The sequence below is a fragment of the Serratia inhibens genome (assembly GCF_003591175.1).
In the GTDB taxonomy this organism is placed as follows: Bacteria; Pseudomonadota; Gammaproteobacteria; order Enterobacterales; family Enterobacteriaceae; genus Serratia; species Serratia inhibens.
In genome coordinates, this window is sequence record NZ_QYYG01000004.1 from 225,897 (window position 1) to 251,800 (window position 25,904).

Consider the following 25,904-nt stretch of genomic DNA (forward strand, 5'->3'; position numbering starts at 1 on the left):
TTAGTTCTCGTTCTTTTTGCACATCGGGAAGCCCAGCGCTTCACGGGAAGCGTAGTAAGCCTCGGCAACGGCTTTGGTCAGCGTGCGGATGCGCAGAATATAGCGCTGACGCTCGGTCACCGAGATCGCCTTGCGCGCATCCAACAGGTTGAAGGTGTGCCCGGCCTTCAGAATACGTTCGTAAGCCGGCAACGGCAGCGGTTTTTCCAACGCCAGCAGCGACTGAGCTTCTTTCTCGTACTGCTCGAAGCAGGAGAACAGGAAGTCGACGTCGGCATACTCGAAGTTGTAAGTGGACTGCTCCACTTCGTTCTGGTGGAACACATCGCCGTAGGTGGTCACACCCAGCGGGCCGTCGCTCCAGACCAGATCGTAGACGCTGTCCACGCCCTGGATGTACATCGCCAGGCGCTCCAGACCGTAAGTGATCTCGCCGGTCACCGGTTTGCACTCCAGGCCGCCGACCTGCTGGAAGTAAGTGAACTGCGTCACTTCCATGCCGTTCAGCCACACTTCCCAGCCCAGGCCCCAGGCGCCGAGCGTCGGGTTTTCCCAGTTGTCTTCTACGAAGCGGATATCGTGGATGGTCGGATCCAGACCCAGCTCTTTCAACGAGCCGAGGTACAGTTCCTGAATGTTGTCCGGCGACGGTTTAATGATCACCTGGAACTGATAATAGTGTTGCAGGCGGTTAGGGTTTTCACCGTAACGGCCGTCGGTCGGGCGACGGGACGGCTGCACATAGGCGGCGGCAATCGGCTCTGGGCCGAGTGCGCGCAGGCAGGTCATCGGGTGAGAGGTTCCCGCGCCGACTTCCATGTCCAATGGTTGAACAATGGTGCAGCCTTGGCGCGCCCAATAGTCCTGCAGTGTCAGGATCAGGCCCTGAAAGGTCTTGGTATCAAACTTTTGCATGTTGAATTCGCACGCGATACAAGTGGATTTATATGGAATGCGCCAGTATACCCGTTGACCGTAAGATATACAGCCAGAATCCGGCAACAACTGCGAATCGGCAAAGAAGCGTCGCCTTTTCATGCACTCTTTTAGGGCAAATGCTCCTGCCAAGCGCCCGTTCAACGCCCTCGCCGCCCCGCCGCATCCCGTCCCGCAACGATCACGATACTGGCACCAACCTTGCAACGTCCTGATATCAAACGTTTCAGGAGGTTCGCTGATGACCAACACCTTAACCGACAGCCGCTATCGCTACCGTATTTTCGCCATGGTGTTTTTTATTGCGCTGATTAACTACGTCGACCGCGGCGCGTTATCCTTCGCCGCCAACGATATCTCGCGTGAATTCAACTTCAACAAGGCACAGCTGGGCGCCGTGCTGGGCTACTTCGGCTTTGGTTATTTGTTCGGTTCGCTGTGCGGTGGCTTTCTGGCCGACCGTATCGGCACCAAGAAAGTCTGGCTGATGGCCGGTGCGCTGTGGTCGCTGCTGGAGATCGCCACCGCCTGGGCCGGCGAGCTGGGGGTGGCGCTGTTCGGCGGCTCGGCGATCATGGGTTTCGCCGCGCTGCGGATCATGTTCGGCTTCGCCGAAGGCCCGGCCTACGCGCTGATGAACAAAACCATCGCCAACTGGGCACCACGCAAGGAACGGGGATTTTCATTGGGCATCGGCCTGTTGAGTACCCAGGTGGGCTCGCTGCTCACCGCACCCTTGGCGGTGGGGCTGCTGCTGTTGACCGATGACTGGCGCAGCATGTTTATCCTGCTGGGCCTGTTCTCGCTGATCGCCATTTTGCTGTTCGCCCGCGTCTTTACCGATACTCCGCAGGAGCATCCTCTGGTTAACGCCACCGAACTGGCGGCCATCGGCGCCGATCAGGAGCCGGACAGCCGGCAACCGCACCTGCCGTGGTGGGCATTTTTCACTAACCGCACGCTGGTGTTTAACGCCCTGGGTTACTTCTCTTTCCTCTACGTCACCTTTGTGCTGGTCACCTGGGGGCCGAAATACCTGCAGGACACCTTTAATTACGATCTGCACTCGCTGTGGTATGTGGCGATGATCCCGTGGAGCGGCGCCTGCTTTACCGTGCTGCTCGGCGGCCGCATCGCCGATGCTTTGCTGAGGCGTTTTGACAACCTGCGGCTGGCGCGCAACCTGTTTGCGGCGGTGACGCTGCTGCTGACCGCCACCTGCTTCCTGCTGATCCCGTTTATGAGCACGGCGACCGAAATCATTCTGTTGATGACGCTGGGCAATGCGCTGAACGCGCTGGTGAATAACGTGTATTGGTCGGTGGTGATCGACGTCACGCCGAAGGCGTCGGTGGGCGCTTACAGCGGCATGACGCTGGCGATCGCCAATATTGCGTCGATCACCGCGCCGATGCTGAGCGGTTGGTTGGCGCAGCACCACGGCTATGGCGCCATGTTCTTCGCCACCGCCGCAGTATCCTTCTGCAGCATGTTGTGCATGACCCTGCTGCAACCGGAAAGGAAGATGAGAGCTAACGGCTCACTACCGAACCACAGTAGCATGCAGCAAACCTCTTCCTGACAACAGCATGGCCCCAAGGCAAGGATGCCTTCAGGTCAGCGCATTCTGCATTAAGTTAATTTCGGCTCCCATCGCCTCGATAATGATGCTTCATATTATCTATCGCGGAAATTAACGGGTTTACGTACAAATGGACGACCGCAACCGGCAAATATGGGTCGTTCGCATCAACCAAGCCAGGCTTAAAATCAGATTGCGACACTCGTCCGTTAGCCTTCCGCGTCAAGGAGCACGGGCCTGATGAGCTGCAGCTCGACCCCAAGTCTAATGGCATGCTTAGCATTGGTGACGCCCAGTTTTTTTACTGCGTTACCGACATGATATTTTATTGTCGTTAACTTCACGCCCAAGATAAGTGCAATTTCTGGATAGGATTTCCCCATACTTGCCAGATAAAGCACTTCATTTTCGCGAGCAGAGAAAATTTCTTTGTCATTTATTCTTTCAAAATATCTCTCACCGTTAATATTCTGATATCCAGTGATTAATTTTTCATGTGTAGTTATTAACAACATCTGAATTTTATTTTTATTTCTCTCTAACTTCCCTCTATTTTCAGAGAGCAGATCATCCAAAAAGAAAGACAACACGACAAGATTATGATGATTATCATGCAGTACAAAAGTATAACCATGAACGATGTTATAATCTTTAGCCGCATCAAATAACTTTGAGAATTTCACCCCTGACTCAACGATGAGGTTTTCATCCCAGGAAAATGGGGTAATCCGATTAGACGCAGTGATAAGCACGGGGTCGATAAACTGAAAGTTACTTTGCGTGTAGAGTTCAAACCAATCCATTCTGTTTGATATGACAGAAAAATTCGCCGGATTTCTTTTATTCATTATTGCATAAACGTAATTTATATTATTATAACTTACAAGGTTATTTTCCAGATCCTTTTTTATTTTCTCATTGATTAATTTATTATCGAAGAATGAGCTATTCACGTAACATCTCCTTGAAAGAAAATAAAAGTATAATATAGTATACTAATCCAATGTCACACTAATAAATTTGTTAACTGACATTCATTAAAAAATATTTAATGACTACTATTTCATACCAAAACAATAAATATAACAGTCACATTATGAAATATAACAGAATTTGAAGTATATATTAAGATCCGATCACAATAGAGATTGTCATAAGGTAAAAAAAAGTAAACCGACTGCTCGTCTAAGGTTATATCTGGAGAAAGGTTATGACACGAAGTGGTTGATGGATGAGCTGAAAAATCAGCGACCAATGCTGTTACTTGACCTGAAATGAACATCCTTACGCTATGTTGATACCAGGCAGATCGCCAGAGCCACCTGATAGGAAAATAGAAGCGCCAGAAGGCACATTCAAGTGAGACGAAGGACTAACAACAACGATGAAAAAAATATCTTATTGATTAATAATGATTCCCTGGTGTTGAGCAATAAATTCTAAAGCGACTTTTTTCTTTAACTTCATAAGTCGTCGCAGTAGGGCTGCTCCACATCAAGCACCCTACTAAAGTACAGTCGCTACACTATGCTTTTTCTTATGGCATGTAAATAGTCTATACGGTAAGTTCCTTACCCCTACGGTTCGAACTCCAAATAAACTCAATATTTTCAATACCGTAACAGGAAAGGACTCCAACCAGAGGATGAGTCATTATTTATGGCAGCTTTGTGATTTTTGTCGTACAAGGCGAAGGATCAAACGGAAAAAAATAACTAATTAATATTTGTAGGCCTTGTGCTTTAGGCCCACAAACCTTAACGATCAAAACCGCGCGCTGACGCCGACGTTATACATAAACTGCTCGCCGCTGCTCAGGCCACCGGTTTGCGAAACGGTGGCGAACGCCGCCACCTGATCGGTCAGCGGCATGTTTGCCCCCAGCGTCACATCCACCCAGTTTTTATCCTGGCCGGCGCTGTCGCGGGTGAACGAGGTCTGCGTGGACTTCAACCCGCCGCCGGCACGATAAACGTCATCGCCAAACTGATGTTGATAGCTGACTTCAGCGTACGGATTAAACAGGCCAAATTGGCTGTCCAACCGCCAGCCCAACGCGCCGATCTGCGAATGGTAGGTCTGGTCGTTGAAGCGCATTGAGGTACTGTTGTCGCCATCCTCGCTGTAACCGGAGACGTTGCTGTAATCCCAGGCAAACTGCGCCATCGGGCCGGTCGTCAGGTAAGAAGTTATGGGGAAGTCGTATCCGGCGGTAAGGCGCGCGCCCCACTGCTTGCCGGAAGTCGAGCCGGTTTCGGTACGGGTTAGCGGCCCAAGCTGCATGCTGCGGCGAATATCGTCGTAATCCATCGTCGCGTAATGCAGATCGGCATTCACCCAGCCGTGTTCAAACAGATCAAGGGCGGTAAAGGCCGACAACAACAGGCCGCGCGCCTTGTATTCATAGCGGCTGGACGGCTGTTGATCGTCATTGGAGCCGGATATCAGCGCGCCAATCAGCCAGCCTTCGGTCAACTGATAATCTACCCCAACCGTCAGATTATGGCTGGTAGCGTTGCCGTCGCCCGCCGCCTTATTGGCCGAGTAATCATAATGCTGCCCGGCATAGCCGCCGAAGACGCCCAGCGCTCCCTGTGGGTTGTCGCCATTGCGCAGTTGCTGGAAACGGCTGTCGAGCGTCGCGCGGCTGTCACGCGCCATCGCCGCCGTCGCCTGATTCAGCGCCACCACCTGCGCCGGGCCGTCCAGCACCGCCTGAATATAATCGGCAATCAGCAGATGCGCCTGCGGGCTGGGGTGAAAATGGTCGGAGAACAGATAGGACTGGTTGGCGTCGAAACCCGGCGTGGCGGAACTGCACACCGCCGACGACACGCCGGCCGGACAGGCCATGCCGGCGGTATTGGCGAAGCCAAACTGCGCCGGATTGGCTATCGCCTCGGCGAACAGCTTGTTCACGTCGACGCGAACAATATTACCGCCGCCCTGCGCCAGCAGGCGATCCTCACTCTGGTTATAAAAATCGGTCAGTTGCGCGGCCTGAGCACTCAGGCTGTCGTAGGCGGCAATCAGCTGCGCGGCAATCGCCTGCTGCACCTGCGGGATTGCGCTGGCCTGTGCGGCGGCGGACGTCAGCGCCTGATGAATTGCCTGGGTGCGCGAAGCACTATCCGGCGTGGTCAGCGAATTGAGGGTGGCGTAGGCCGCCTGCACTGCTGCGCCCTGCACCGGCGTCAACGCCTGCTGGATAATCAGCTCCATCAGCTGCGGCGTTGAACCAATATTCGGTACCGTCGGTACGATCACCGTACCGGCGCCGGCATTCAACAGTGAACGAACCTGTATTGCGGCTGCCGCTGCACTGTTATAAGCCACGTCCGGCCCGGTCGCAGGGTTTAACGCCGCCGCCGCCAGATCGTTGCCGCCAATCCAGTGAATATACAGACCGTCGCCATCGGCCCGGCCATCGACCCGACCAAGGTAACTCTGCACCTGATCCTGAGTATTGTCCGCCGGGTTGAGCGCCGGCACCGCCACGCCGCCGCCGGCGGCATAGTTGTAGCCACCGTCGTCCGACGCCACCAGCGCTGCGCCGATGCGTTGCGCCAGGACTTCGTCATACAGCAGGTGTTTATCGCTGTCGTAGGTAAAGCGACCATTGTTGCCGGTATCGCTCAGGCTATCGCCAAATACGTAGACTTGGTCATAAGCCGGCGCCGGGGTAGTCATACTGCATAATATCGCCACTGCAAGCGCCGCCGGGCGGGGCATGCGAGTTATTTTTAGAGGCATGAAGAGACTCCTGAGAGCCAGCAAATGAAGGAAAACCGTTTCTTATCATTGACCTTTTTTACCTGCGGCCATCTAGTAAATATTGCTGGCTTTTTCGCCACGTCAAGTCGCTTGATGATAAAACAATCAGGGGCTTGCCAAGTTTACCGCTTCAGGCGATGATTACTGTAAATAAACACAGCTTAAGGACAGGCAGTATGACCAGCGAACGTTGCGGTTGGGTAACGGCAGATCCGTTATATCTCGACTATCACGATAAGGAATGGGGCGCACCGACCACCGATGCGCGCGAACTGTTTGAAATGCTGTGTCTGGAAGGTCAGCAGGCCGGGCTTTCCTGGATCACGGTGCTGAAAAAGCGTGAAAATTACCGTCGCGCCTTCCACAATTTCGATCCGCAACGGGTGGCGGCCATGACCGAACAGGACGTGGAAACGCTCCTGCAGGACAGCGGCATCATCCGCCATCGCGGCAAAATCGAAGCCATCATCACCAACGCCAGAGCCTATTTGGCCATGGCAGCGGCCGGCGAAGATTTTTCCGCCTTTATCTGGGGCTTTGTCGGTGGCGAGCCGCAGCTCAACGGCTGGCAAGCGCTGAGCCAGGTGCCGGCGAAAACCGAGCTGTCCGATGCCCTGTCCAAGGCGTTGAAAAAACGCGGCTTCAAATTTATCGGCTCCACCATCTGTTACGCCTTCATGCAGGCCTGCGGGTTGGTGAACGATCATCTGACCGGGTGTATTTGCTACCCAAAGCAGAAATGATCCGCGCCTGCCGTCCGGCCGATATGCCACGGCTGATGGCCCTGTGGTTGCCCAGCACCATCGCCGCCCACCCGTTCGTGGTGGAAAGCTATTGGCGGGAAAGCGCCGTGCTGGTGCGGGATAGCTATCTGCCGCGGGCGCAAAGCTGGGCGTATTGCCACGCCGGGGAGATCGTCGGGTTTATCAGCGTGCTGGATGAACGCTTTATCGGCGCGCTGTTCGTCGAACAGGCCTTTCACGGCCACGGTGTCGGCCAGGCGCTGATGACGCACGTACAGCAGCGCTATCCCCGGTTGAGCCTTGAGGTGTATGAACAAAATCTGCGCGCCTGCGCGTTCTACCGTAAACAGGGTTTTCAGGTGGCCCAACGGCTGTTCAATGAAGAAACCCAGGCTTATACGCTGATCATGAACTGGGCACCGGCCGTCTGAACCCTGTCGATTTCGCTTAAAAATAACGCATCCCGCACCGGGGTGCGTTCAATTCAGAATCCGCTGCATGGTATTCCCCTGATTTTTCCCTGATAACAGGTTCAGCTTCTATCCGCTTGTTAAGGAAAAAACATGAAACGCATTGCGATTATTGCCGGCGCGGTGAGCGTCGCGCTCACGCTGTCGGCCTGTACCACCAACCCGTACACCGGGGAATCTGAAGCCGGTAAAGCCGGTATTGGCGCCGGCCTTGGCGCGGCACTGGGTGCCGGTGTGGGCGTGCTCTCCTCGTCGAAAAAAGACCGCGGCAAAGGTGCGCTGATCGGCGCAGCAGCCGGTGCGGCCCTGGGCGGCGGCGCAGGATATTACATGGACGCGCAGGAAGCCAAACTGCGTGACAAAATGAAAGGCACCGGCGTCAGCGTCACCCGCCAGGGCGACAATATCGTGCTGAATATGCCGAACAATGTCACCTTCGACAGCAGCAGCGCTACCCTGAAACCGGCGGGCGCCAACACCCTGACCGGCGTAGCCATGGTGCTGAAGGAATACCCAAAAACTGCGGTTAACGTGATTGGCTACACCGACAGTTCCGGTTCCCGCTCCCTGAACATGACCCTGTCGCAGCAGCGCGCCGACGGCGTGGGCAGCGCGTTGATCACCCAGGGCGTGGCGGCAAACCGTATCCGCACCTCAGGCGCAGGCCCGGATAATCCAATCGCCTCCAACAGCACGGCGGAAGGCAAGGCGCAAAACCGCCGCGTCGAGATCACCCTCAGCCCGCTGCAATAATCCCGTGCGGGGCGCCAAGCCCCGCCGCTTCTCGCTTTCCGCCCATCCCTTAGTCACACACAACCTGCCATTCAGCATTCCCGGCCCCGCGCCGGGTGTGGTAGTCTCCTTGGCAATTAACCGCAGGGGAGATCGGCAGTGAGCACTGTTAAGGCAATGCGCGCCTCGGGGCGTGCCACCATCAGCGATGTGGCGAAAACCGCCAAAACCGGCAAGACCAGCGTATCGCGCTATCTCAATGGTGAGCAGCACCTGCTTTCTGACGATCTCAAACAGCGCATCGAACAGGCAATCCATCAGCTCGACTACCGGCCCAGCCAGATGGCACGCAGCCTGAAGGGCGGGCAAACTCGCCTGATTGGCCTGATCATCGCCGATATCACCAACCCCTACTCGGTGGACGTCATGCGCGGCATCGAAGCCGCCTGCCGTCAACACGGCTTTACCCTGCTGGTGTGTAATACCAATAACGAGGTCAATCAGGAGCAACACTACCTGCAGTTACTCAGCAGCTATCGGGTGGAGGGCATCGTGGTCAACGCCGTCGGCATGCGTGAAGAAGCGTTGTCGACGCTGCAACAATCCATGCTGCCGATGGTCCTGATCGACCGCAAAATCCCTGATTTCGCCTGCGACGTGGTCGGCCTGAACAACCATGAGGCGGCGACCACCGCCACCGAACATCTGTTGCAACAGGGATTCGAAGCCATCCTGTTTCTCAGCGAGCCTATCGGCACGGTCAATACCCGGCTGGAGCGGCTGCACGCCTTTAACCAGACCATGGCGCAACATGACGGGCTGCTGGCTGAACAGGCCGAGACGCCGCTTAACGACCTGAAGCAGCTGGAAAGCGTGCTCAGTGGCTTTAACGCCCGCCACCGCGGTATGCGCAAGGCGGTGATTTCCGCCAACGGCGCGCTGACGTTGCAGGTCGCGCGCGCCATGCGCCGGCTGGGCATTCAATGGGGCAGCGATATCGGCCTGCTCGGCTTTGACGAACTGGAGTGGGCCGAACTGGCGGGAGTAGGCATCACCACCTTGAAGCAACCGACCTATCAAATGGGCCACGCGGCTCTGGAACAACTGGTACAACGCATTCAGGGCCTGGATGCGCCGATCGGCGAACAGATGTTCTCCGGTGAACTGATCGTGCGCGGCTCCACCACCCGCTAATCCCCCTTTTCCCCAGCTGTGGCGCGGTTTACGGCGCCTATCCACCTCCCCTGAAAGACTATTTTTTGCTCATGTTCGTGATTGCGATCATATTTTTACATTCTGTCGCTTTCGTCTGGAACCGGTTCCATTTAACGTACCCTTAACAGCAGCGGTGGGAATAACGCCACCTCAGGAGCCAAAATGAAAAGAGAAATTATCGTAGTGACCGGCGCATACGGCACCGATGTGGTTCAGCAATACGGTGGGCAAGCCGCCTTACTGCCGATCATCGCCGGCGCGGGCGCTGATGGCGTGGAGATCCGCCGCGAACTGTTTTCCGCCCAGGAGCTGGAAAGCCTGCCGGCGCTGGCTCAGGCGATTGAACAACAACAGCTATTTGCCGTTTATTCCGCCCCTGAGGCGCTATTTACCCCACAGCATTCGCTGAACCCAAACCTGCCGGCGCTGCTGGCAGAAGCCCAGTTGCTGAAGGCACGCCAGTTGAAGCTTTCCCTTGGCCACTACCAACCGGGTTTCGATTTTACCGAACTGAAAGTGGCGCTGGAGCAGCACCCGATCAAGCTGGTGGTGGAAAATGACCAGACCCCTGATTGCGGCATTCTGTCGCTGTTGAATGCTTTTTTCCATGCGGCGGAAGACAACCACCTGCCGGTCAGCATGACGTTCGATATGGCCAACTGGCACTGGGTGGGGCAAGACGCCTTCATCGCCGCCGAGCGCCTGGCGCGCCACGTCAGCTATGTTCACGTCAAAGCCGCCACCCACGGCCTGCGCGGCTGGCGCGCGGTGGCACTGGATGATACCGACGGCAGTTGGCGCGGCCTGCTGGCCCGCCTGCCGCTGGATGCGCCGCGCGGCATCGAATTCCCTCTGCAGGGTGACAGCCTGGAAGCCGTTACCCGCCACTACGTTAACCTTCTGCGTGCGGAGTAACCATCATGACAATGCTGACAGCGGCGCGTAACGCGCCATTGGACGTAGTTACGCTGGGTGAGGCCATGGCGATGTTCGTGGCCACACAAACCGGCGATCTGGCTGAAGTCGAGACCTTCACCAAACGCATCGCCGGTGCCGAGCTGAACGTGGCGATCGGACTTGCGCGCCTGGGTCTGAACGTGGGCTGGGTCAGCCGGGTCGGCAACGACGCTTTCGGCCGTTTCGCCCTGCAACAGCTGAAAAAGGAAGGCATTAACTTCCAGCAGGTCACGGTAGACGGCAACTATCCGACCGGTTTTCAGATCAAATCGAAAACCACCGATGGTACCGATCCCAGCGTGGAATATTTCCGCAAAGGCTCAGCGGCCAGCCACCTGTCGACCGCCGATTTTAACCGTGAGTACTTCGGCTCCGCACGTCATCTGCACCTGAGTGGCGTGGCTGCAGCCCTGTCAGGCCAGTCGCTGGAGCTGTGCAACCATGCCGCTCGTGAAATGCGCGCCATGGGCAAAACCATTTCATTCGATCCCAACCTGCGTCCGGTGTTGTGGTCCAGCCAGCAGGTGATGATCGATCAGTTGAACAAACTGGCGTTCGCCGCCGATTGGGTGCTGCCGGGGCTCAAAGAGGGGCAAATTCTTACCGGCCAATCGACGCCGGAAGGTATCGCCGATTTCTACCTGGAACGCGGCGTGCAAGCGGTGATCATCAAAACCGGCCCGGACGGCGCCTGGTTTAAAACCGCTGCCGGCGATCGGGCCACGGTGCCGGCGATCAAAGTCAGCAACGTGGTGGATACCGTAGGTGCGGGAGACGGCTTTGCCGTCGGGACAATCAGCGCCCTGCTGGAGGGCAAAACGCTGAAACAGGCGGTGCAACGCGGCAATAAAATCGGCTCGCTGGCGATCCAGGCCATCGGCGACAGCGAAGGGTTGCCAACCCGCGCGGCACTGGCTGAATAAAAATAACAAACATAAACAGTTAACAGCCTTCTCCGAACGGCAAACGCCTCTGGCCCTACAACCAGACTCGCCGGGAGAGCACCACTCCGACACTGAGGAATCTGAACATGAATACAGTCACTCTCGCGGCCAAACGCTGGTGGTACATCATGCCCATCGTGTTTATCACCTACAGCCTGGCCTACCTCGATCGCGCTAACTTCAGCTTTGCTTCAGCCGCCGGTATCAACGACGATCTGGGCATTACCAAAGGCATGTCCTCGCTGCTGGGCGCACTGTTTTTCCTTGGCTATTTCTTCTTCCAAATTCCCGGCGCGATTTATGCCGAACGCCGTAGCGTAAAAAAACTGATCTTCTGGTGCCTGATCCTGTGGGGCGGTTGTGCCTCGTTGACCGGCGTGGTCAGCAATATCCCTATGCTGGCCGCCATTCGCTTTATTCTCGGTGTGGTGGAAGCCGCCGTGATGCCGGCGATGCTGATTTACATCAGCAACTGGTTCACCAAATCAGAACGTTCACGCGCCAATACCTTCTTGATCCTCGGTAACCCGGTAACCGTGTTGTGGATGTCGGTGGTTTCCGGCTACCTGATCCACGCCTTCGGCTGGCGCGAGATGTTCATCATCGAAGGTATTCCGGCGGTACTCTGGGCCTTCTGCTGGTGGGTGCTGGCGAAAGACAAGCCGGCGCAGGCCAAATGGTTGAGCGAAGACGAGAAATCGGCGCTGCAAAAGCAGCTTGATGAGGAGCAGAAAGGCATCAAGGCGGTGCGCAACTACGGTGAAGCCTTCCGCTCACGCAACGTGATCCTGCTGTGCGTACAGTATTTCGCCTGGAGCATCGGCGTATACGGCTTCGTGCTGTGGCTGCCGTCCATTTTGCGCAGCGGCATGCAAATGGGCATGGTGGAAGCCGGCTGGCTGTCGGCGGTACCTTACCTGGCGGCGACTATCTCTATGATCCTGGTGTCCTGGGCGTCGGACAAAATGCAGAACCGCAAACTGTTCGTCTGGCCGCTGCTGCTGATCGGCGCGCTGGCGTTCTTCGGTTCCTATGCCATCGGCACCAACCATTTCTGGGTTTCCTACAGCCTGCTGGTGATCGCCGGCGCGGCAATGTATGCCCCGTACGGGCCGTTCTTCGCCATCATTCCGGAAATGCTGCCGAAAAACGTCGCCGGTGGCGCGATGGCGCTGATCAACAGCATGGGTGCGCTGGGCTCCTTCTTCGGTTCCTGGTTCGTCGGCTACCTGAACGGCGCGACCGGCAACCCGTCGGCGTCCTATATGTTTATGGCGATTGCGCTGGTGGTGGCGGTGGTGGTGACGTTGATCGTCAAACCCGCCCGCAACGAGGTTCATCCACAAGTAGCCTGATCTCGTTATACTTTATTTTCCGTTGAACATACCCAATGGATTTAAGGCTGTAGCCAATAACGCTGCAGCCTGAAAGACAAAGGGTATTGCTGGAGTTCGTGATGAAGCCTTCTATCGTATTGTACAAAAGTATTCCCACCGAGCTGCGTAAACGGCTGGAACAGCACTTCACCGTGCACGCCTTCGATGGCCTGTCGCCGGATAACCGCGACGAGCTGAAACAGGCGCTCGCTCAAGCGGAAGGGATCATAGGTTCCGGCGGCAAGATTGATGAAGCTTTCCTGCAACAGGCACCCAAACTGCGCGCCGCCTCGACCATTTCCGTCGGTTACGACAATTTCGACGTCGATGCGCTTAACGCCCATAACGTGGTGCTGATGCATACCCCGACCGTGCTGACCGAAACCGTCGCCGATACCATCATGAGCCTGGTGCTGGCGACGGCGCGCCGCGTGGTGGAAGTGGCCGAGCGGGTCAAAGCCGGTGAATGGCAGGGCAGCATCGGGCCGGACTGGTTTGGCGTCGACGTACACCATAAAACCCTCGGCATCCTCGGCATGGGCCGCATCGGTCTGGCGCTGGCGCAGCGCGCGCATTTCGGCTTCGGTATGCCGATACTGTACAACGCCCGCCGCACTCACGAAGAGGCCGAGACGCGTTTTAACGCCCGCCGCTGCGATCTGGACACCCTGTTGGCCGAGTCCGATTTCATCTGCATCACGCTGCCGCTGACCGAAGAAACCTTCCATATGATCAGCCGCGACCAACTGGCGAAGATGAAAAAGAGCGGTATTTTGATCAATGCCGGCCGTGGCCCGGTGGTGGATGAAGCCGCACTGATCGAAGCGTTGCAGAACGGAACGATCCACGCCGCCGGGCTGGACGTGTTCGAGAAAGAGCCGCTGCCGGTCTCTTCGCCGCTGCTGACGCTGCCGAACGTGGTGGCGCTGCCGCACATCGGCTCCGCCACTCATGAAACCCGCTATGGCATGGCCGAATGCGCGGTGGATAACCTGATTGCCGCACTGACCGGCACGGTAAAAGAAAACTGCGTCAATCCGCAGGTACTGAAGAGGTAACTTTCATGGATGCCAGCGGGTGACAAACTGGCATCCATGCAAAACTACCAACCGTCTTTCGGTGAGCGTCTCCGCATATGAAATATCCTAAGAATATGTATTTCATTGTTTTTAATTCTGTAGGGGATCAGATAAGGGAAGGTTTGCATCACGATTTCCCGGGTTCCCATCACTCTGCCGGCCCGGCCCAGGGCCGGGTTTGTAACCAGCAAACTCACTAAACGAAAAACCTCCCTGGCAAATTCTGTCGCAACCTGCGGACTCTCTAGATAAAGCCAATCGTACTCATCATCAAAATTGCTTGCGGCTTTCCTTAGCCATTTAATTTTCATCGTTATCACTCACTCCCATCCTCTTGAAGCGGGTTTCCATTTCATCATCAGCAGCAAAATCCCCCTTATCCGCCTCAGTGATGGCCTGTTGAATTTCCGCAATCTGCCAGGCTTCACGGTTGATGAAATCCCGGATAGCCTGCCCGGCCAGAAATGATTTTGTCCTGCCGGTCGCTTTGGCCAAAGCTTCTAGCTGCTCACTGAGCTCTTCCGGGAGTCGAACGGACATCACGCTCATAGGTCACCTCACACTACAATGTATACATTGTAATATAGATTAAAAAAACACCGGATAACAGACCGGGCTCTCCCCCTTCTCCCTCCTCCCTGAAAATACGCCATCGGGATGAGGCTATTTTTTCTTCATTTGTCACACTGACCTTACCTTAGAATAAAAACGCTTCCTGCCACGCGTAAGGAGAGCCATGAAACGCCTGACCCTACCTCTGCTGATGCTGCTGTCACCGACCGCAACAGCAGGCTGGACGCTGCAAAGCTTCCCGGCCTTTGACGAATCCACCGCCGGGCTGTTCACCAGCCAGGCCACGCTGCCCAAGGGCGAACTGCCGCTGAAAATTTATCAGGATCGGCAATGTTGGCAGCCGACCACTGCGGCCAGGCTGAATCAAACCCTGTCGCTGCAACCTTGCGGCGATGGCCCTCCGGTCAATTGGCGGCTGTTCCGCGACGGTGAATATCGGGTGCGCATCGATACCCGCAGCGGTACACCGACGCTGCAACTCAGCCTGAAAACGCCCCCACAGGCCACCGCAGCAACGACACCCCGCGTCTGCCAGCGCTGGGACGGCAAGCCCGTCACTCTTGACGTAGCGGCGACCTTCGCCGAAGGCGAAAGGGTACGCGATTTCTATTCCGGCCAAACGGCCAAGGTCAGCCAGGGCAAAGTGACCCTTCAGCCTGCCGCAGGCAGCGGCGGCATGCTGCTGCTGGAATCCGCCGGCACGGAAAAACCGGCACCGTTCAACTGGCACAACGCCACGGTCTATTTCGCACTGACGGATCGCTTTGAGAACGGCAACCCGGCCAACGATCACAGCTACGGCCGCCGCAGCGACGGCATGCAGGAGATCGGTACCTTCCACGGCGGCGATCTCGCCGGGCTGACGCAAAAACTGGATTACCTGCAACAGCTTGGCGTCAACGCACTGTGGATAAGTTCGCCGCTGGAACAGATCCACGGTTGGGTCGGCGGCGGTACCAAGGGCGATTTCCCGCACTACGCTTATCACGGCTACTACGCGCTGGACTGGACCCGGCTCGACGCCAATATGGGCAGCGAGCAAGACCTGCGCAAGCTGGTCGAACAGGCGCACCGACGCGGTATCCGCATTCTGTTCGACGTGGTGGTAAACCATGTCGGCTACGCCACATTGGCCGATATGCAGACCTTCCAATTCGGCTCGCTCTACCTGAAGGGCGCGGAGATAGAAAAAACGCTGGGTAAAAACTGGGGTGACTGGCGGCCTGGTCCAGGCCAAAACTGGCACAGTTTCAACGATTACATTAATTTCAGCGACAAGACAGGTTGGGGACCCTGGTGGGGGAAAAATTGGATCCGCACCGATATCGGCGACTATGACTCCCCGGGTTATAACGACCTCACCATGTCACTGGCTTTCCTCCCGGACATCAAAACCGAAGCGCCCGGCGCCAGCGGTCTGCCGCTGTTCTACCGCCACAAACCCGACACCGCCGCGCATGACATTCCCGGTGCCACGACCCGCGACTACCTCACTACCTGGCTCAGCCAATGGGTGCGCGATTACGGCATTGACGGCTTCCGCGTCGATACCGCCAAGCACGTAGATAAACCCACGCTGGCGCTGCTGAAACAACGTGCCACGGCGGCGCTGGCGCAATGGAAAGCCGCTAATCCGCAACAGGCGCTGGATGACGCTCCGTTCTGGATGACCGGCGAAGCCTGGGGCCACGGCGTGATGAAAAGTGATTATTACCAGAATGGCTTTGACGCGATGATCAATTTCGATTTTCAGGATCAGGCTGCGCAGGCGCTGAGCTGTTTCTCCAGTATCGATGCCACTTACCAGCAAATGGCCGGCAAACTGAAGGATTTCAACGTACTGAGTTATCTTTCCTCGCACGATACCCGGCTGTTCTTCGCCAGCGACGCCAAAGGTTCGCTGCCATTGCAGCAGCGTGCGGCAGATCTGCTGCTGCTGGCTCCGGGGGCGGTGCAAATTTACTACGGTGATGAAAGCGGTCGCCAGCTCGGCCCGACCGGTTCGGATCCGCTACAAGGTACGCGTTCCGATATGAACTGGAGCGAGCTGCAAGGCACCAAAGCGCCGCTGCTGGCGCATTGGCAGCGGCTTGGGCAGTTCCGCGCCCGCCATCCGGCGATCGGCGCCGGCACGCAGCAGTCGCAGCAAACCGCAGGCTACTATGCTTTCAGCCGTCGGCTCGGCGACGACAAGGTGATGGTGGTGTGGGTCGGCGATCGGTCACATTAATTCAGCACAATATGCTGGCAAACTATCGCCGGGTGACGTTTATTCCCGGCGGTTGTTTTATGTACCGCATTGCGCCGAAAATTATCTGACGGTATGGTGGGCGATTACCTGCTAAAAACAATACTGCTGCACCTATGACTTTTTCACTTTTCGGCGACAAATTTACCCGTTACGCGGGCATTACCCGTTTAATGGATGACCTGAACGAAGGCCTGCGCACGCCCGGCGCCATCATGCTCGGCGGCGGCAATCCGGCGCAAATTCCAGAGATGGAAAGCTACTTCAAACAGCTGTGTCAGGACATGCTCGACCAGGGCAAACTGACCGAGGCGCTGTGTAACTACGATGGCCCGCAGGGCAAAGACGCCCTGCTGAAAGCGCTGGCTACTTTACTGCGCGACGAGCTGGGCTGGCAGATTTCACCACAGAATATTGCACTGACAAACGGCAGCCAGAGCGCGTTTTTCTACTTGTTTAACCTGTTTGCCGGGCGTTATGCCGACGGCAGCCGCCGCCGTGTGCTGTTCCCGCTGGCACCGGAATATATCGGCTATGCCGACGCCGGGTTGGACGAGGGGCTGTTCGTTTCGGCCAAGCCCAATATCGAGCTGCTGCCGGAAGGCCAGTTTAAATATCACGTTGATTTCGAACATCTGAACATCGGCGACGATATCGGCATGATCTGCGTCTCGCGCCCGACCAACCCAACCGGTAACGTGATCACCGACGAAGAGCTGATGAAGCTCGATCTGCTGGCGCAACAACGCAATATTCCACTGGTGATCGATAACGCTTACGGCGTGCCGTTCCCCGGAATTATTTTCAGCGAAGCGACGCCGCTGTGGAACCCGAACATCATCCTGTGCATGAGCTTGTCCAAGCTCGGGTTGCCCGGCTCGCGCTGCGGTATCGTGATTGCCGATGAGAAAATCATCAGCGCCCTGACCAACATGAACGGCATCATCAGCCTGTCACCGGGCAGCATGGGGCCGGCGATGGCAGCTGAAATGATCGAACGTGGCGATCTGCTGCGCCTGTCGAACGAGGTGATCCGCCCGTTCTACAAACAGCGCGTTGAACACACCATCGAGATAATCCGCCGTTATCTGTCGCCAGAGCGTTGCCTGATCCACAAACCGGAAGGGGCGATTTTCCTTTGGTTGTGGTTCAAAGATCTGCCGATCACCACCGAGCTGCTGTATCAGCGCCTGAAAAAACGCGGCGTGCTGATGGTGCCGGGCCACTACTTCTTCCCGGGATTGGAGCATGAATGGCCGCATACTCACCAGTGCATGCGGATGAACTACGTGCCGGATCCGGAGAAAATCGAGCGCGGCGTGGCGATTTTGGCGGAAGAGATCGAACGCGCGCACCAGGAAGCGGGCTAACGCCCGAGCCGGAGCGCAGCTGGCAGGTAAAAGCTGCGCCCCGGCAGGTTACATCGCCCAAAACAGCACCGCCAGCAACTGCGGCGACATGATGCGCAGGAACATCGCCAGAGGGTAAACCGTGGCGTAGGACAGCGCGGCAGCGCCGCTGGTCGGGTGCAGGCCGTTGGCGAAGGCCAACGCCGGCGGATCGGTCATCGAACCAGCCAGCATGCCGGACAGCGTCAGATAATTCATCTTGCCTACCACCCGCGCCAGCACGCCCACGCTGAACAACGGGATGGCGGTAATCAACGCGCCGTAGCCAACCCACGCCAACCCTTCGCCGTGCATCAGGGTATCGACAAAGTTTCCCCCCGATTTCAGCCCCACCACCGCCAGAAACAGCACAATGCCCAACTCGCGCAGCGCCAGGTTGGCGCTCGGTGGCATAAACCAGTACAGCTTGCCAATGCTGCCGATACGCCCGAGGATCAATGCCGCCACCAACGGCCCGCCGGCCAGCCCAAGGCGCAATGCCGCCGGGAAACCCGGAACAAACAGCGGGACAGAACCCAGTAATACTCCCAGCCCGATGCCGATAAATACCGGCAGCATCTGCACCTGCTGCAATTTCTGTTGAGCGTTGCCGACGATGGCCGCGACCGCCTCAATCGATTCCGGCCGGCCAACCAGGTTGAGGATATCGCCAAATTGCAGCGTAACGTTGCTACCGGCCACCAGTTCAACCCCGGAACGGTTGAGGCGAGAGATCACCACGTCATATTTTTGCTTAAGGTTAAGATCGCGGATTTTGCTGCCCAGCACCTTCTCATTGGTCACCACCGCCCTCACTACCTGTAACGCCGTGCCGCGCGTTGACAATGAGACGTCCACCTCTTCGCCAATCACCAATCGGGCATTTTCCAGGCTCTCGCGCTTCCCTACCAAATGCAGATAGTCGTCCAACTCCAGCCTCTCGAGCGGTGCAGGCACCATCAGCAGATCGCCGCGTTTCAGCCGTGAGCAGATGATGTCCTCCCCGTTCAGCAGCGGCACATTTTTTATCGCCATTCCCTGCAGATTGGGATTCCGCACCGCCACGTTCATGGTGTGCAGCAGCTCGCGGTGATTGCCCAGACTGTTTTCGAACGCCTGCGCTTCCCGATCGATATTGATACGGAAGAACAGGCGGATCAGCCACATCACCAGCAGAATGCCGCAGATACCGAACGGATAGGCCATGGCGTAACCCATCCCCATGCGATCGACCAGCGCCGGATCCGACCCCAGATCGGTAAGAATTTGCTGCCCGGCACCGAGCGCGGGGGTGTTGGTGACTGCCCCGGAGAACACGCCGAGAATGATCGGTAGCGGCACGTCAAACAGCTTGTGAACCGCCGCCGCCACCACGCCGCCAACCAACACCAGTAAAATGGCGAAACCGTTGAGCCGCAGCCCGGACACTCGCAGGGAAGAGAAGAAGCCGGGCCCCACCTGAATACCAATGGTGTAAACGAACAGGATCAACCCGAATTCCTGAATGAAATGCAGCATGTCGCCGTTAAGACTGATTTGCCAGCTCTGGGCGAAATGCCCCACGAGAATGCCACCGAACAGCACCCCGCCAATGCCCAGCCCGACGCCATACACCTTCCAGTTGCCCATCCACAGCCCGAGAACGGCCACCAATGCCAACATACTGACGGTCAGGGCGATATCGCTCATAGGTCACATCCTTGCCAGAAGTTTAACAACAGGCTCGCGGTTAAAGACGCACAATTAGCAGGGATTTTGACATAAGCAGGAAAGGGGGAATGTGGGTTGCGCCACAGAATGCAACGGGGGAAGCCCTTTTGGACTTCCCCCGTGTTATTACCGTTTTTTTCAGTCGGTTACCGGGTTTCTAACCCCGGAGTGGTGCCGATGGCGATACGTTGTGGCTGCAAGGCATCCGGCACCTGACGCACCAGATCGATATGCAACAGGCCGTTTTCAAACTGCGCCTCGGAAACCTGCAGATGCTCGGCCAGCGTGAAGGTCAGAGTAAACTCTTTGCACACCAACCCCTGATGCAGATATTCCACCTGTTTTTCCGGCGGCGTCGGTTTACCGCTCACGGTCAGGCGTGGGCCTTCCACTTCAATATTCAGTTCGCTTTGTTTGAACCCGGCCAGCGCCAGAGAAATGCGGTAGTGATTGTCATCGCTTTTTTCGATGTTATAAGGCGGGAAGCCCTGAGGTTCCTGACCGCCCATTGAGCTGGCCAACTTGTCAAAACCAATCCACTGACGCAGCAAAGGTGACAAATCGTAATTACGCATGATGTAAACTCCTTCTATGAAGCGAGATTTTACCCGTCGCCTTTCAAGCTACGGCGTTGTTATCTGCACTCATTCACCCCAGTTACTTACTAAAGTAAGCTCCTGGGGATGAATGAGCTGGTCGCCTGGCCGTAACTTAAAATTCATAGGGTAAATTAAGGTATGCCCCCTGACGGCAGGCAAGCTAACATTTAACACCAGCGAGACGTTTCGCTGATGAAATAAGAATTATTTAATTTCAATCCGACGCGGTTTTAATGTTTCCGGCACGATGCGCTCCATTTCGATATACAACAACCCATTTTCCAGCTTCGCGCCTTTAATTTGGATATGCTCGGCCAACTGGAATTTACGCTCGAAGTTACGCTCGGCAATACCTTGATATAAGTAGGTTCTTTCAGCAGGTTCGTTATTATGGGCGCCACGTACAATCAGAAGATTGTCCTGGGTGGTGATCTCCAGTTCCTGCTCGGAAAACCCGGCCACCGCGATCGCAATGCGATAATGGTTTTCATCCACCAGCTCAACGTTATAAGGGGGATAGCCGCCATTCCCCTGGCTCTGCCCGGCCTCCAACGCGTTAAACAAACGGTCAAAACCAATGGCGGAACGGTATAGCGGGGAAAGATCAAAATTGCGCATAAAACAGCCTCCTACGGCACTTCAGCGAGGTTTAATAATTAAGCCTTCCACTAAGGACAGACTAATAATAAGAATTCCCTTACGGCAAATTCTTAATTTGGTTCTGATAAGAAAATGGGGGTTGATTTCATCATTTCAACCGACGGCGATCAAAAAAATGACAATCAGTTCGGCGAAAGTTTTTTTATCCCTTACAATAAAGTGAGAGAGCCGCCACAGAGCGTGACCTTGCTCCTTTTAAAACATCGACAAGATGTTATAGATCAGCAAATTTTGGGGAACAGCACCCTGCAGGATGGAATAATGAAAACGATAAAAGTGATAGCAACCAGTTGCATACTGCTGGCAACCAACGGCTGCTCCAGCGTCATGAGCCACACCGGCCCGAATCAGGGCTACTATCCGGGTACCCGCGCCAGCATGGGTATGCTGAAGGACGACAACACCAGTTGGGCGATGATGCCGTTGGTGGCATTGGATCTACCCTTCTCCGCCGTGATGGACACCGTGCTGCTGCCTTACGACTATATGCGCTCCGACAGCGACGACACCGCAGACTCACCGAAAGCACGCATCCTGCGCGGCGAAGAGCAGAACCTGGCGGCCAGCGGCGATCCCAGCCATGCAGCCAACGTAGCCGCGCATTAATATGCCTTACGCGGGCTGTACGGCCCGCGTCCTGATCACACCTCAGCCACAAAAATCTGGCTGAATCCCTCAACCTCGCGCATAAATGCCACATGATTGCCGTCCGGCGAAAAGACAATGGCATCGCCCGACGGCGGCAGCGCAGTGCGTTGCGTCAGCCGCTGCATACGGCCGCTGGCTACTTCGCACAACATCAGGCTGTTATCACACACCAGTGCGATCCGCCGGCCCTGCGGGTGCCAACTGAACGCCGACTGGATCCCATGTTCGCCCCGGGTAATTTGGCGCGGCTCACCGCCGTTCGGCGAAACCGTCCACAGTTGCACTACGCCCTCGTCATCCTTCATCAGAAAGGCAATCATGCTGCCATCAGGCGAGCTGCGCAGCCAGTGGCGCGGCGCGGTGGCGACCCCCGGATAACGACGCCGGCCGGTAAAGGTCAGGCGACGTTGGCGCACGCCCAAAGGGGGAGCGGGTAAATGGGTCGAGGTGCCCTGCAACGGTCGGGAACCGGCTTTGGCATAGTCGGCGTCGTCGTGCGGCAAGTCGACAATAAACACTTCCGGCAACTTTTCGTCGGCAGCGGAACGCGTATCGCCGATAAACGCCAGTGCCCAACGCTGTTGGCGTCCATCGGACCGGGCATAGCCGCACTGCCCGACCCATCCCTCTTCGTAGGCGCGGCTAATCTGGTCACTGCCCGGCTGCGGTTGTGGTGTGGTCTCGCTGACCAGCACGCAGTAATGGCTGCCATCATATTCACGCGGATGCTGCTTGGGCGGATTTACGCCCTGCAAAGGCACAGCCACACCAACGTTACGCAAATCCAGTGCCGGGTCCAGCTCATGCATCACATGGTCGTTATAGGTAAAACTCAGGCGGCTGCCGTCCGGGCTGAATACGTGGACATGAGTGCCGCCGCGCAGCGCCCCGGGGGTATAAGGTGCGGAGATATCCATCGCATCGAGAGTAATGGCCAGTTCAAGATCCGGTTCGCTGACGACCACGCCACGCCGGTGATGAAAATCGTAATGCCAAACGCTGTCCGGGTGTTCCGGGCCGTGAATAAAAGCGTAACGGGCCGGCGCGTCCGGGCTGACGGTCACCACACCTACATGTGCGCCGTGCTGGGCTCTATATAACACCTCTACCTTGCCGCTGTTGGCATTCACCCGTTCAATACTCAGGCCGGTAAAGGAAGCGCCGTTCGGACGCACGTCGTAAGCCAGCCACTGGCTGTCTGGCGTCCAGACGTTGATATTGGTTAACTGATGTCCACGTGGATCAAAAGTCAGCTGTTTTTCCCGGTAGCTCATGGCGGCTCCCCTGCACATGTTGGCACTAAGTCACCATCTTACCGGATTGGCCGGCGCGTTTCATTTCGCCGGCCGGGGATGAGAAAAGATTACTTTTTCAGGCCGTTGAATTCGTCCTTGGCCTTTTGCAACAGGGCGGCAAAGGTGGGCTCGGCATGCAAACGGGCCACGATGGCCGACGCCACCATGCGCGCCGCAGTCACGTCGCTTTGCCAGTGGTAACCGCAGATAACCCGGCTTTGGCCCATATCATAGCCACGCTGCAGGATCTCGCCCTGCCTGGCGGGGTTGATTTCAGCCAGCACCAGCGCGGTCGCCCAGCCAATGGTGGTATGCCCGGAAGGGTAAGAGCCGTTCTTCGACAGGGAGCTTTCTTCATCCGGCCGGCAGGTTGATTCATTATAAAAAGCAAAAGGACGAATGCGCATATAGTGATTTTTTGCGCTGCGGGTCGCCAGATCGCCGGCATCTTCGCGCATTTTCATCACCAATCGATACAGTTCCGGCGTTTTCTGCTGGGTTATTTCCACGCCGAAGGCGTTGGAAAATGCGGCGGCGACGCCGTCCCCTGCAACATGGGCATCATCATAAGCCTGCTTGCCCCTGGCGGTATTGCGCACTATTTTCCCGGCGTCGTATTGCGCCTTGTCATTGAGGAAATCAATGCTGTCCATCGCCGGTGGCGGCGGCAGCAATGCCAGGCTATCTATGGACTGCGACTCTTGCAGAAAATAAACCTCTGGCTGAGTGGTGACATCTTTGGCGGCAAATGAAAACTGCGTTAACGCGGCACTGGTTAACGCGGCTAATAATATCTTTTTCATATCAATTCCCTTATTAAAATAATTAATTTTTATTCAACATCCTTGATGCAAATAATTAAAAAATACGGCCGGTTAACTATAAATTAATAAGGATTTTTCACCTCAATAGCGATCACAGAACTCAACATTGGTTTTCTGACCGCACCTGGGGTTGTAGGGGTTTACAAAAAATACTAAAAAGTACAAAATGGATTTAAAGTCTACAATAAACTCTCTGTCTACAGGAACCCATATGAGCCACCTCTTCGATGCCATTGTTTCCGCCCATCAGCAGTTGCGCCCGCAGGTTCGCGTGACCCCTCTGGAGCGCAGTGTGCTGTTGTCGCAACAACTGGGTTGCGAGCTGTATCTGAAATGCGACCATCTGCAGCCAACCGGTTCATTCAAGTTTCGCGGTGCCAGCAATAAACTGCGGCTGCTGAGCGACGAACAGCGTCGACGCGGGGTGATCGCCGCCTCCAGCGGTAATCACGGCCAGGCGATGGCGCTGGCGGGCAAACTGATGGGTGTCAGCGTGACGGTCTATGCGCCGGAAACCGCCGCCGCGATCAAGCTCGAAACCATCCGCGCTTTGGGCGGGAAAGTCGTGACGGTGCCGGGAGATGCTCTGAAAGCGGAACAGGCAGGCGAGAAGGCAGCCCAGGAACAGGGCAAAGTGTATGTCTCCCCTTATAACGACGAGCAAGTGATCGCCGGTCAAGGCACCTGCGGCATGGAGCTGGTCGAACAGCAGCCGGATCTGGATGCGGTGATTGTCGCCGTGGGCGGCGGTGGCTATATTTCAGGTATTGGCACCGTGCTGCGGCAATTGTCGCCGAAAACCCAACTGATCGCCTGTTGGCCCGAGAATGCCACCAGCATGTACAGCGCACTGGAAGCCGGCCATATCTTCCCGGTAGAAGAGCAGGAGACCTTGTCCGACGGTACCGCCGGCGGCGTGGAGCCGAACGCCATTACCTTCCCGCTGTGCCAGCGGCTAATCGATCGCAAAATTCTGGTCAGTGAAAAGGAAATCAAACGGGCGATGCGCCAGATTGCCGCCAGCGATCGCTGGATTATTGAAGGCGCAGCCGGGGTGGCCCTGGCGGCAGCTATCAAACTGGCACCGGAATTTCAGGGAAAAAAAGTGGCGGTCGTGCTGTGCGGAAAAAACATCGTGCTGGAGAAATACCTCAAGGCCATTGCCGATGAAAATCATTAACCAGCAACAGATAATGGACAGTTTCGACGCAGATAGCATCACGTCGCTGCTTAAATCTGGATTTATTGCTTACTCGCGCCAACAGGTACAACAACCGCCGGTACAGCATTTCCTGTTTAAGCAGGCCGCAGGCGACTGCTGTATTAAATCGGCGTGGCTGGAAGGCGATGAGCAGTTTGTCGTCAAGGTGTCCGCCGGTTTCTACCGCAACCCGGCGCAAGGGTTGGCCAGCAATCAGGGATTGCTGATGGCTTTCTCTGCGCTGACCGGCGAACCGCAGGCGCTGCTGCTGGACGAAGGCTGGCTGACCGCGTTACGCACCGCGCTGGCAGGGCGTATCGCCGCCGAGCTGTGCGCCCCGGCGGACATCCCGGCGATCGGCATCGTCGGCTGCGGCATGCAGGCCCGGTTGCAGTTGCAGCAGTTAAAACCTCTCACTCCGTGCCGTGATGTCTGGCTGTGGGGGCGTAGCGAAGCGGCTCTGCAAGCCTTTCGCCACGATGCCGAAACAGAGGGTTTCCGGGTGCATACCACCCGGGATGCGGCAGCGCTGGCGGCACATTGTCGGCTGATTGTCACCACCACCCCCAGCCGCGAGCCCATTTTGCAGGCGGCGGATATTCAGCCTGGCACCCATATTACGGCGATTGGCGCAGATGCCCACGGCAAGCAGGAGCTGGCGACCGATTTGGTGGCCAGAGCGGATCTGTTGCTGGTTGATGCTTTGTCGCAGTGTGCAGACTATGGCGAGATCGCCACCGCTTATCGACAAGGTTTGCTGACATCAAAGCCGATCGTTGAATTTGGCGCAGCTCTGGCGCAGGGAGGAACGCTGCGCAGCAGCCCGCAGCAAATCACTATTGCCGATCTTACCGGGCTGGCGATTCAGGACGTCCAGATTGTGAAGGGTATTTTAGCGCGGCTCTAACGCGCTTCAAGGGCGCAGATGCGCGCCCCCGGTGATGCAACAA

General features: G+C 56.4%; 24 protein-coding genes. 14 read left to right on the plus strand and 10 right to left on the minus strand.

Annotated features, from left to right (window positions below; all coding sequences use genetic code 11):
- Positions 1 to 915 (minus strand): glycine--tRNA ligase subunit alpha, encoded by a 915-nt coding sequence (gene glyQ / locus D4100_RS15605; protein ID WP_006321728.1) that lies wholly within the window; start codon positions 913 to 915, stop codon positions 1 to 3.
- 262 nt (positions 916 to 1,177) lie between these two features.
- Between glyQ and D4100_RS15610 the strand changes: the two genes are divergently transcribed.
- Entirely contained in the window at positions 1,178 to 2,518 is a 1,341-nt protein-coding gene (locus D4100_RS15610; RefSeq protein ID WP_119804729.1) for an MFS transporter, read from the plus strand.
- A 209-nt stretch (positions 2,519 to 2,727) separates the two neighbouring features.
- Here D4100_RS15610 and D4100_RS15615 read toward each other — a convergent pair whose 3' ends face one another.
- Positions 2,728 to 3,471 carry a helix-turn-helix transcriptional regulator gene (locus D4100_RS15615; protein ID WP_119804730.1) on the minus strand — a complete coding sequence of 248 codons (744 nt, stop codon included), beginning with the start codon at positions 3,469 to 3,471 and terminating at the stop codon, positions 2,728 to 2,730.
- Between the two features lie 811 nt (positions 3,472 to 4,282).
- Positions 4,283 to 6,271 carry an autotransporter outer membrane beta-barrel domain-containing protein gene (locus tag D4100_RS15620; protein WP_119804731.1) on the minus strand — a complete coding sequence of 663 codons (1,989 nt, stop codon included), beginning with the start codon at positions 6,269 to 6,271 and terminating at the stop codon, positions 4,283 to 4,285.
- A gap of 197 nt (positions 6,272 to 6,468) precedes the next feature.
- Between D4100_RS15620 and D4100_RS15625 the strand changes: the two genes are divergently transcribed.
- From D4100_RS15625 to ghrB, 8 genes are all read left to right on the plus strand, one after another.
- Positions 6,469 to 7,035 (plus strand): DNA-3-methyladenine glycosylase I, encoded by a 567-nt coding sequence (locus tag D4100_RS15625; protein ID WP_119804732.1) that lies wholly within the window; start codon positions 6,469 to 6,471, stop codon positions 7,033 to 7,035.
- Positions 7,032 to 7,466: an N-acetyltransferase gene (locus D4100_RS15630; RefSeq protein ID WP_006321732.1), complete on the plus strand. Its 435-nt coding sequence runs from the start codon at positions 7,032 to 7,034 to the stop codon at positions 7,464 to 7,466. Before D4100_RS15625 ends, D4100_RS15630 begins: the two co-directional genes overlap by 4 nt.
- A 132-nt stretch (positions 7,467 to 7,598) precedes the next feature.
- Positions 7,599 to 8,258, plus strand: coding sequence for an OmpA family lipoprotein (locus D4100_RS15635; RefSeq protein WP_119804733.1), 660 nt, complete (start codon positions 7,599 to 7,601; stop codon positions 8,256 to 8,258).
- Between the two features lie 156 nt (positions 8,259 to 8,414).
- Complete coding sequence (locus tag D4100_RS15640) at positions 8,415 to 9,431, plus strand: LacI family DNA-binding transcriptional regulator (RefSeq protein ID WP_006321734.1); 1,017 nt, start codon at positions 8,415 to 8,417, stop codon at positions 9,429 to 9,431.
- Positions 9,432 to 9,614: 183 nt separating this feature from the next.
- Positions 9,615 to 10,367 carry a sugar phosphate isomerase/epimerase family protein gene (locus tag D4100_RS15645; RefSeq protein ID WP_006321735.1) on the plus strand — a complete coding sequence of 251 codons (753 nt, stop codon included), beginning with the start codon at positions 9,615 to 9,617 and terminating at the stop codon, positions 10,365 to 10,367.
- 5 nt (positions 10,368 to 10,372) lie between these two features.
- Positions 10,373 to 11,332, plus strand: a complete 960-nt coding sequence (locus tag D4100_RS15650) for a sugar kinase (RefSeq protein ID WP_119804734.1) — start codon at positions 10,373 to 10,375, stop codon at positions 11,330 to 11,332.
- 107 nt (positions 11,333 to 11,439) lie between these two features.
- Entirely contained in the window at positions 11,440 to 12,708 is a 1,269-nt protein-coding gene (locus tag D4100_RS15655; protein ID WP_006321737.1) for an MFS transporter, read from the plus strand.
- Between the two features lie 101 nt (positions 12,709 to 12,809).
- A complete protein-coding gene (ghrB, locus tag D4100_RS15660) occupies positions 12,810 to 13,787 on the plus strand; it encodes a glyoxylate/hydroxypyruvate reductase GhrB (RefSeq protein ID WP_119804735.1) in 978 nt (325 codons plus the stop codon).
- A 44-nt stretch (positions 13,788 to 13,831) separates the two neighbouring features.
- On the opposite strand, the gene D4100_RS15665 is transcribed toward ghrB, so the two are convergent.
- Positions 13,832 to 14,119, minus strand: a complete 288-nt coding sequence (locus D4100_RS15665; protein ID WP_119804736.1) for a type II toxin-antitoxin system RelE/ParE family toxin — start codon at positions 14,117 to 14,119, stop codon at positions 13,832 to 13,834.
- Positions 14,109 to 14,357 carry a CopG family ribbon-helix-helix protein gene (locus D4100_RS15670; protein WP_119804737.1) on the minus strand — a complete coding sequence of 83 codons (249 nt, stop codon included), beginning with the start codon at positions 14,355 to 14,357 and terminating at the stop codon, positions 14,109 to 14,111. Before D4100_RS15670 ends, D4100_RS15665 begins: the two co-directional genes overlap by 11 nt.
- 187 nt (positions 14,358 to 14,544) lie before the next feature.
- On the opposite strand from D4100_RS15670, the gene D4100_RS15675 reads away from it, so the two are divergent.
- Positions 14,545 to 16,611 carry an alpha-amylase gene (locus D4100_RS15675; RefSeq protein WP_119804738.1) on the plus strand — a complete coding sequence of 689 codons (2,067 nt, stop codon included), beginning with the start codon at positions 14,545 to 14,547 and terminating at the stop codon, positions 16,609 to 16,611.
- A gap of 134 nt (positions 16,612 to 16,745) precedes the next feature.
- Positions 16,746 to 17,999 (plus strand): valine--pyruvate transaminase, encoded by a 1,254-nt coding sequence (locus D4100_RS15680; RefSeq protein WP_119804739.1) that lies wholly within the window; start codon positions 16,746 to 16,748, stop codon positions 17,997 to 17,999.
- 48 nt (positions 18,000 to 18,047) lie between these two features.
- On the opposite strand, the gene D4100_RS15685 is transcribed toward D4100_RS15680, so the two are convergent.
- The 3 genes from D4100_RS15685 to ibpA form a co-directional block, all read right to left on the minus strand.
- Positions 18,048 to 19,706 carry a putative transporter gene (locus tag D4100_RS15685; protein WP_119804740.1) on the minus strand — a complete coding sequence of 553 codons (1,659 nt, stop codon included), beginning with the start codon at positions 19,704 to 19,706 and terminating at the stop codon, positions 18,048 to 18,050.
- A gap of 167 nt (positions 19,707 to 19,873) precedes the next feature.
- The gene (ibpB, locus tag D4100_RS15690) at positions 19,874 to 20,302 is read right to left on the minus strand and encodes a small heat shock chaperone IbpB (RefSeq protein ID WP_119804741.1); all 429 of its coding nucleotides are present in this window, start codon (positions 20,300 to 20,302) and stop codon (positions 19,874 to 19,876) included.
- 228 nt (positions 20,303 to 20,530) lie between these two features.
- Positions 20,531 to 20,944, minus strand: coding sequence for a small heat shock chaperone IbpA (ibpA, locus tag D4100_RS15695; RefSeq protein ID WP_006321748.1), 414 nt, complete (start codon positions 20,942 to 20,944; stop codon positions 20,531 to 20,533).
- Between the two features lie 303 nt (positions 20,945 to 21,247).
- On the opposite strand from ibpA, the gene D4100_RS15700 reads away from it, so the two are divergent.
- Positions 21,248 to 21,592 (plus strand): YceK/YidQ family lipoprotein, encoded by a 345-nt coding sequence (locus D4100_RS15700; RefSeq protein WP_043913092.1) that lies wholly within the window; start codon positions 21,248 to 21,250, stop codon positions 21,590 to 21,592.
- Positions 21,593 to 21,627: 35 nt separating this feature from the next.
- Here D4100_RS15700 and D4100_RS15705 read toward each other — a convergent pair whose 3' ends face one another.
- Both D4100_RS15705 and D4100_RS15710 read right to left on the minus strand, forming a co-directional pair.
- Positions 21,628 to 22,908 (minus strand): YidR family protein, encoded by a 1,281-nt coding sequence (locus D4100_RS15705; RefSeq protein ID WP_006321750.1) that lies wholly within the window; start codon positions 22,906 to 22,908, stop codon positions 21,628 to 21,630.
- 89 nt (positions 22,909 to 22,997) lie between these two features.
- Positions 22,998 to 23,732: an acid phosphatase gene (locus D4100_RS15710; RefSeq protein WP_119804742.1), complete on the minus strand. Its 735-nt coding sequence runs from the start codon at positions 23,730 to 23,732 to the stop codon at positions 22,998 to 23,000.
- Between the two features lie 232 nt (positions 23,733 to 23,964).
- Between D4100_RS15710 and D4100_RS15715 the strand changes: the two genes are divergently transcribed.
- Both D4100_RS15715 and D4100_RS15720 read left to right on the plus strand, forming a co-directional pair.
- Positions 23,965 to 24,933, plus strand: a complete 969-nt coding sequence (locus D4100_RS15715) for a threonine/serine dehydratase (protein WP_006321752.1) — start codon at positions 23,965 to 23,967, stop codon at positions 24,931 to 24,933.
- Positions 24,920 to 25,861 (plus strand): ornithine cyclodeaminase family protein, encoded by a 942-nt coding sequence (locus D4100_RS15720; protein ID WP_119804743.1) that lies wholly within the window; start codon positions 24,920 to 24,922, stop codon positions 25,859 to 25,861. The genes D4100_RS15715 and D4100_RS15720 overlap by 14 nt, the downstream gene beginning before the upstream one ends.
- The last annotated feature ends 43 nt before the right edge of the window (positions 25,862 to 25,904 follow it).

What these genes read in the sequence shown, in the direction of transcription:
- glyQ (WP_006321728.1), bottom strand. Translation starts at nt 915, where the DNA reads ATGCAAAAGTTTGATACCAAGACCTTTCAGGGCCTGATCCTGACACTG.
- D4100_RS15610 (WP_119804729.1), top strand. Translation starts at nt 1,178, where the DNA reads ATGACCAACACCTTAACCGACAGCCGCTATCGCTACCGTATTTTCGCC.
- D4100_RS15620 (WP_119804731.1), bottom strand. Translation starts at nt 6,271, where the DNA reads ATGCCTCTAAAAATAACTCGCATGCCCCGCCCGGCGGCGCTTGCAGTG.
- D4100_RS15625 (WP_119804732.1), top strand. Translation starts at nt 6,469, where the DNA reads ATGACCAGCGAACGTTGCGGTTGGGTAACGGCAGATCCGTTATATCTC.
- D4100_RS15630 (WP_006321732.1), top strand. Translation starts at nt 7,032, where the DNA reads ATGATCCGCGCCTGCCGTCCGGCCGATATGCCACGGCTGATGGCCCTG.
- D4100_RS15635 (WP_119804733.1), top strand. Translation starts at nt 7,599, where the DNA reads ATGAAACGCATTGCGATTATTGCCGGCGCGGTGAGCGTCGCGCTCACG.
- D4100_RS15640 (WP_006321734.1), top strand. Translation starts at nt 8,415, where the DNA reads ATGCGCGCCTCGGGGCGTGCCACCATCAGCGATGTGGCGAAAACCGCC.
- D4100_RS15645 (WP_006321735.1), top strand. Translation starts at nt 9,615, where the DNA reads ATGAAAAGAGAAATTATCGTAGTGACCGGCGCATACGGCACCGATGTG.
- D4100_RS15650 (WP_119804734.1), top strand. Translation starts at nt 10,373, where the DNA reads ATGACAATGCTGACAGCGGCGCGTAACGCGCCATTGGACGTAGTTACG.
- D4100_RS15655 (WP_006321737.1), top strand. Translation starts at nt 11,440, where the DNA reads ATGAATACAGTCACTCTCGCGGCCAAACGCTGGTGGTACATCATGCCC.
- ghrB (WP_119804735.1), top strand. Translation starts at nt 12,810, where the DNA reads ATGAAGCCTTCTATCGTATTGTACAAAAGTATTCCCACCGAGCTGCGT.
- D4100_RS15665 (WP_119804736.1), bottom strand. Translation starts at nt 14,119, where the DNA reads ATGAAAATTAAATGGCTAAGGAAAGCCGCAAGCAATTTTGATGATGAG.
- D4100_RS15670 (WP_119804737.1), bottom strand. Translation starts at nt 14,357, where the DNA reads ATGAGCGTGATGTCCGTTCGACTCCCGGAAGAGCTCAGTGAGCAGCTA.
- D4100_RS15675 (WP_119804738.1), top strand. Translation starts at nt 14,545, where the DNA reads ATGAAACGCCTGACCCTACCTCTGCTGATGCTGCTGTCACCGACCGCA.
- D4100_RS15680 (WP_119804739.1), top strand. Translation starts at nt 16,746, where the DNA reads ATGACTTTTTCACTTTTCGGCGACAAATTTACCCGTTACGCGGGCATT.
- D4100_RS15685 (WP_119804740.1), bottom strand. Translation starts at nt 19,706, where the DNA reads ATGAGCGATATCGCCCTGACCGTCAGTATGTTGGCATTGGTGGCCGTT.
- ibpB (WP_119804741.1), bottom strand. Translation starts at nt 20,302, where the DNA reads ATGCGTAATTACGATTTGTCACCTTTGCTGCGTCAGTGGATTGGTTTT.
- ibpA (WP_006321748.1), bottom strand. Translation starts at nt 20,944, where the DNA reads ATGCGCAATTTTGATCTTTCCCCGCTATACCGTTCCGCCATTGGTTTT.
- D4100_RS15700 (WP_043913092.1), top strand. Translation starts at nt 21,248, where the DNA reads ATGAAAACGATAAAAGTGATAGCAACCAGTTGCATACTGCTGGCAACC.
- D4100_RS15705 (WP_006321750.1), bottom strand. Translation starts at nt 22,908, where the DNA reads ATGAGCTACCGGGAAAAACAGCTGACTTTTGATCCACGTGGACATCAG.
- D4100_RS15710 (WP_119804742.1), bottom strand. Translation starts at nt 23,732, where the DNA reads ATGAAAAAGATATTATTAGCCGCGTTAACCAGTGCCGCGTTAACGCAG.
- D4100_RS15715 (WP_006321752.1), top strand. Translation starts at nt 23,965, where the DNA reads ATGAGCCACCTCTTCGATGCCATTGTTTCCGCCCATCAGCAGTTGCGC.
- D4100_RS15720 (WP_119804743.1), top strand. Translation starts at nt 24,920, where the DNA reads ATGAAAATCATTAACCAGCAACAGATAATGGACAGTTTCGACGCAGAT.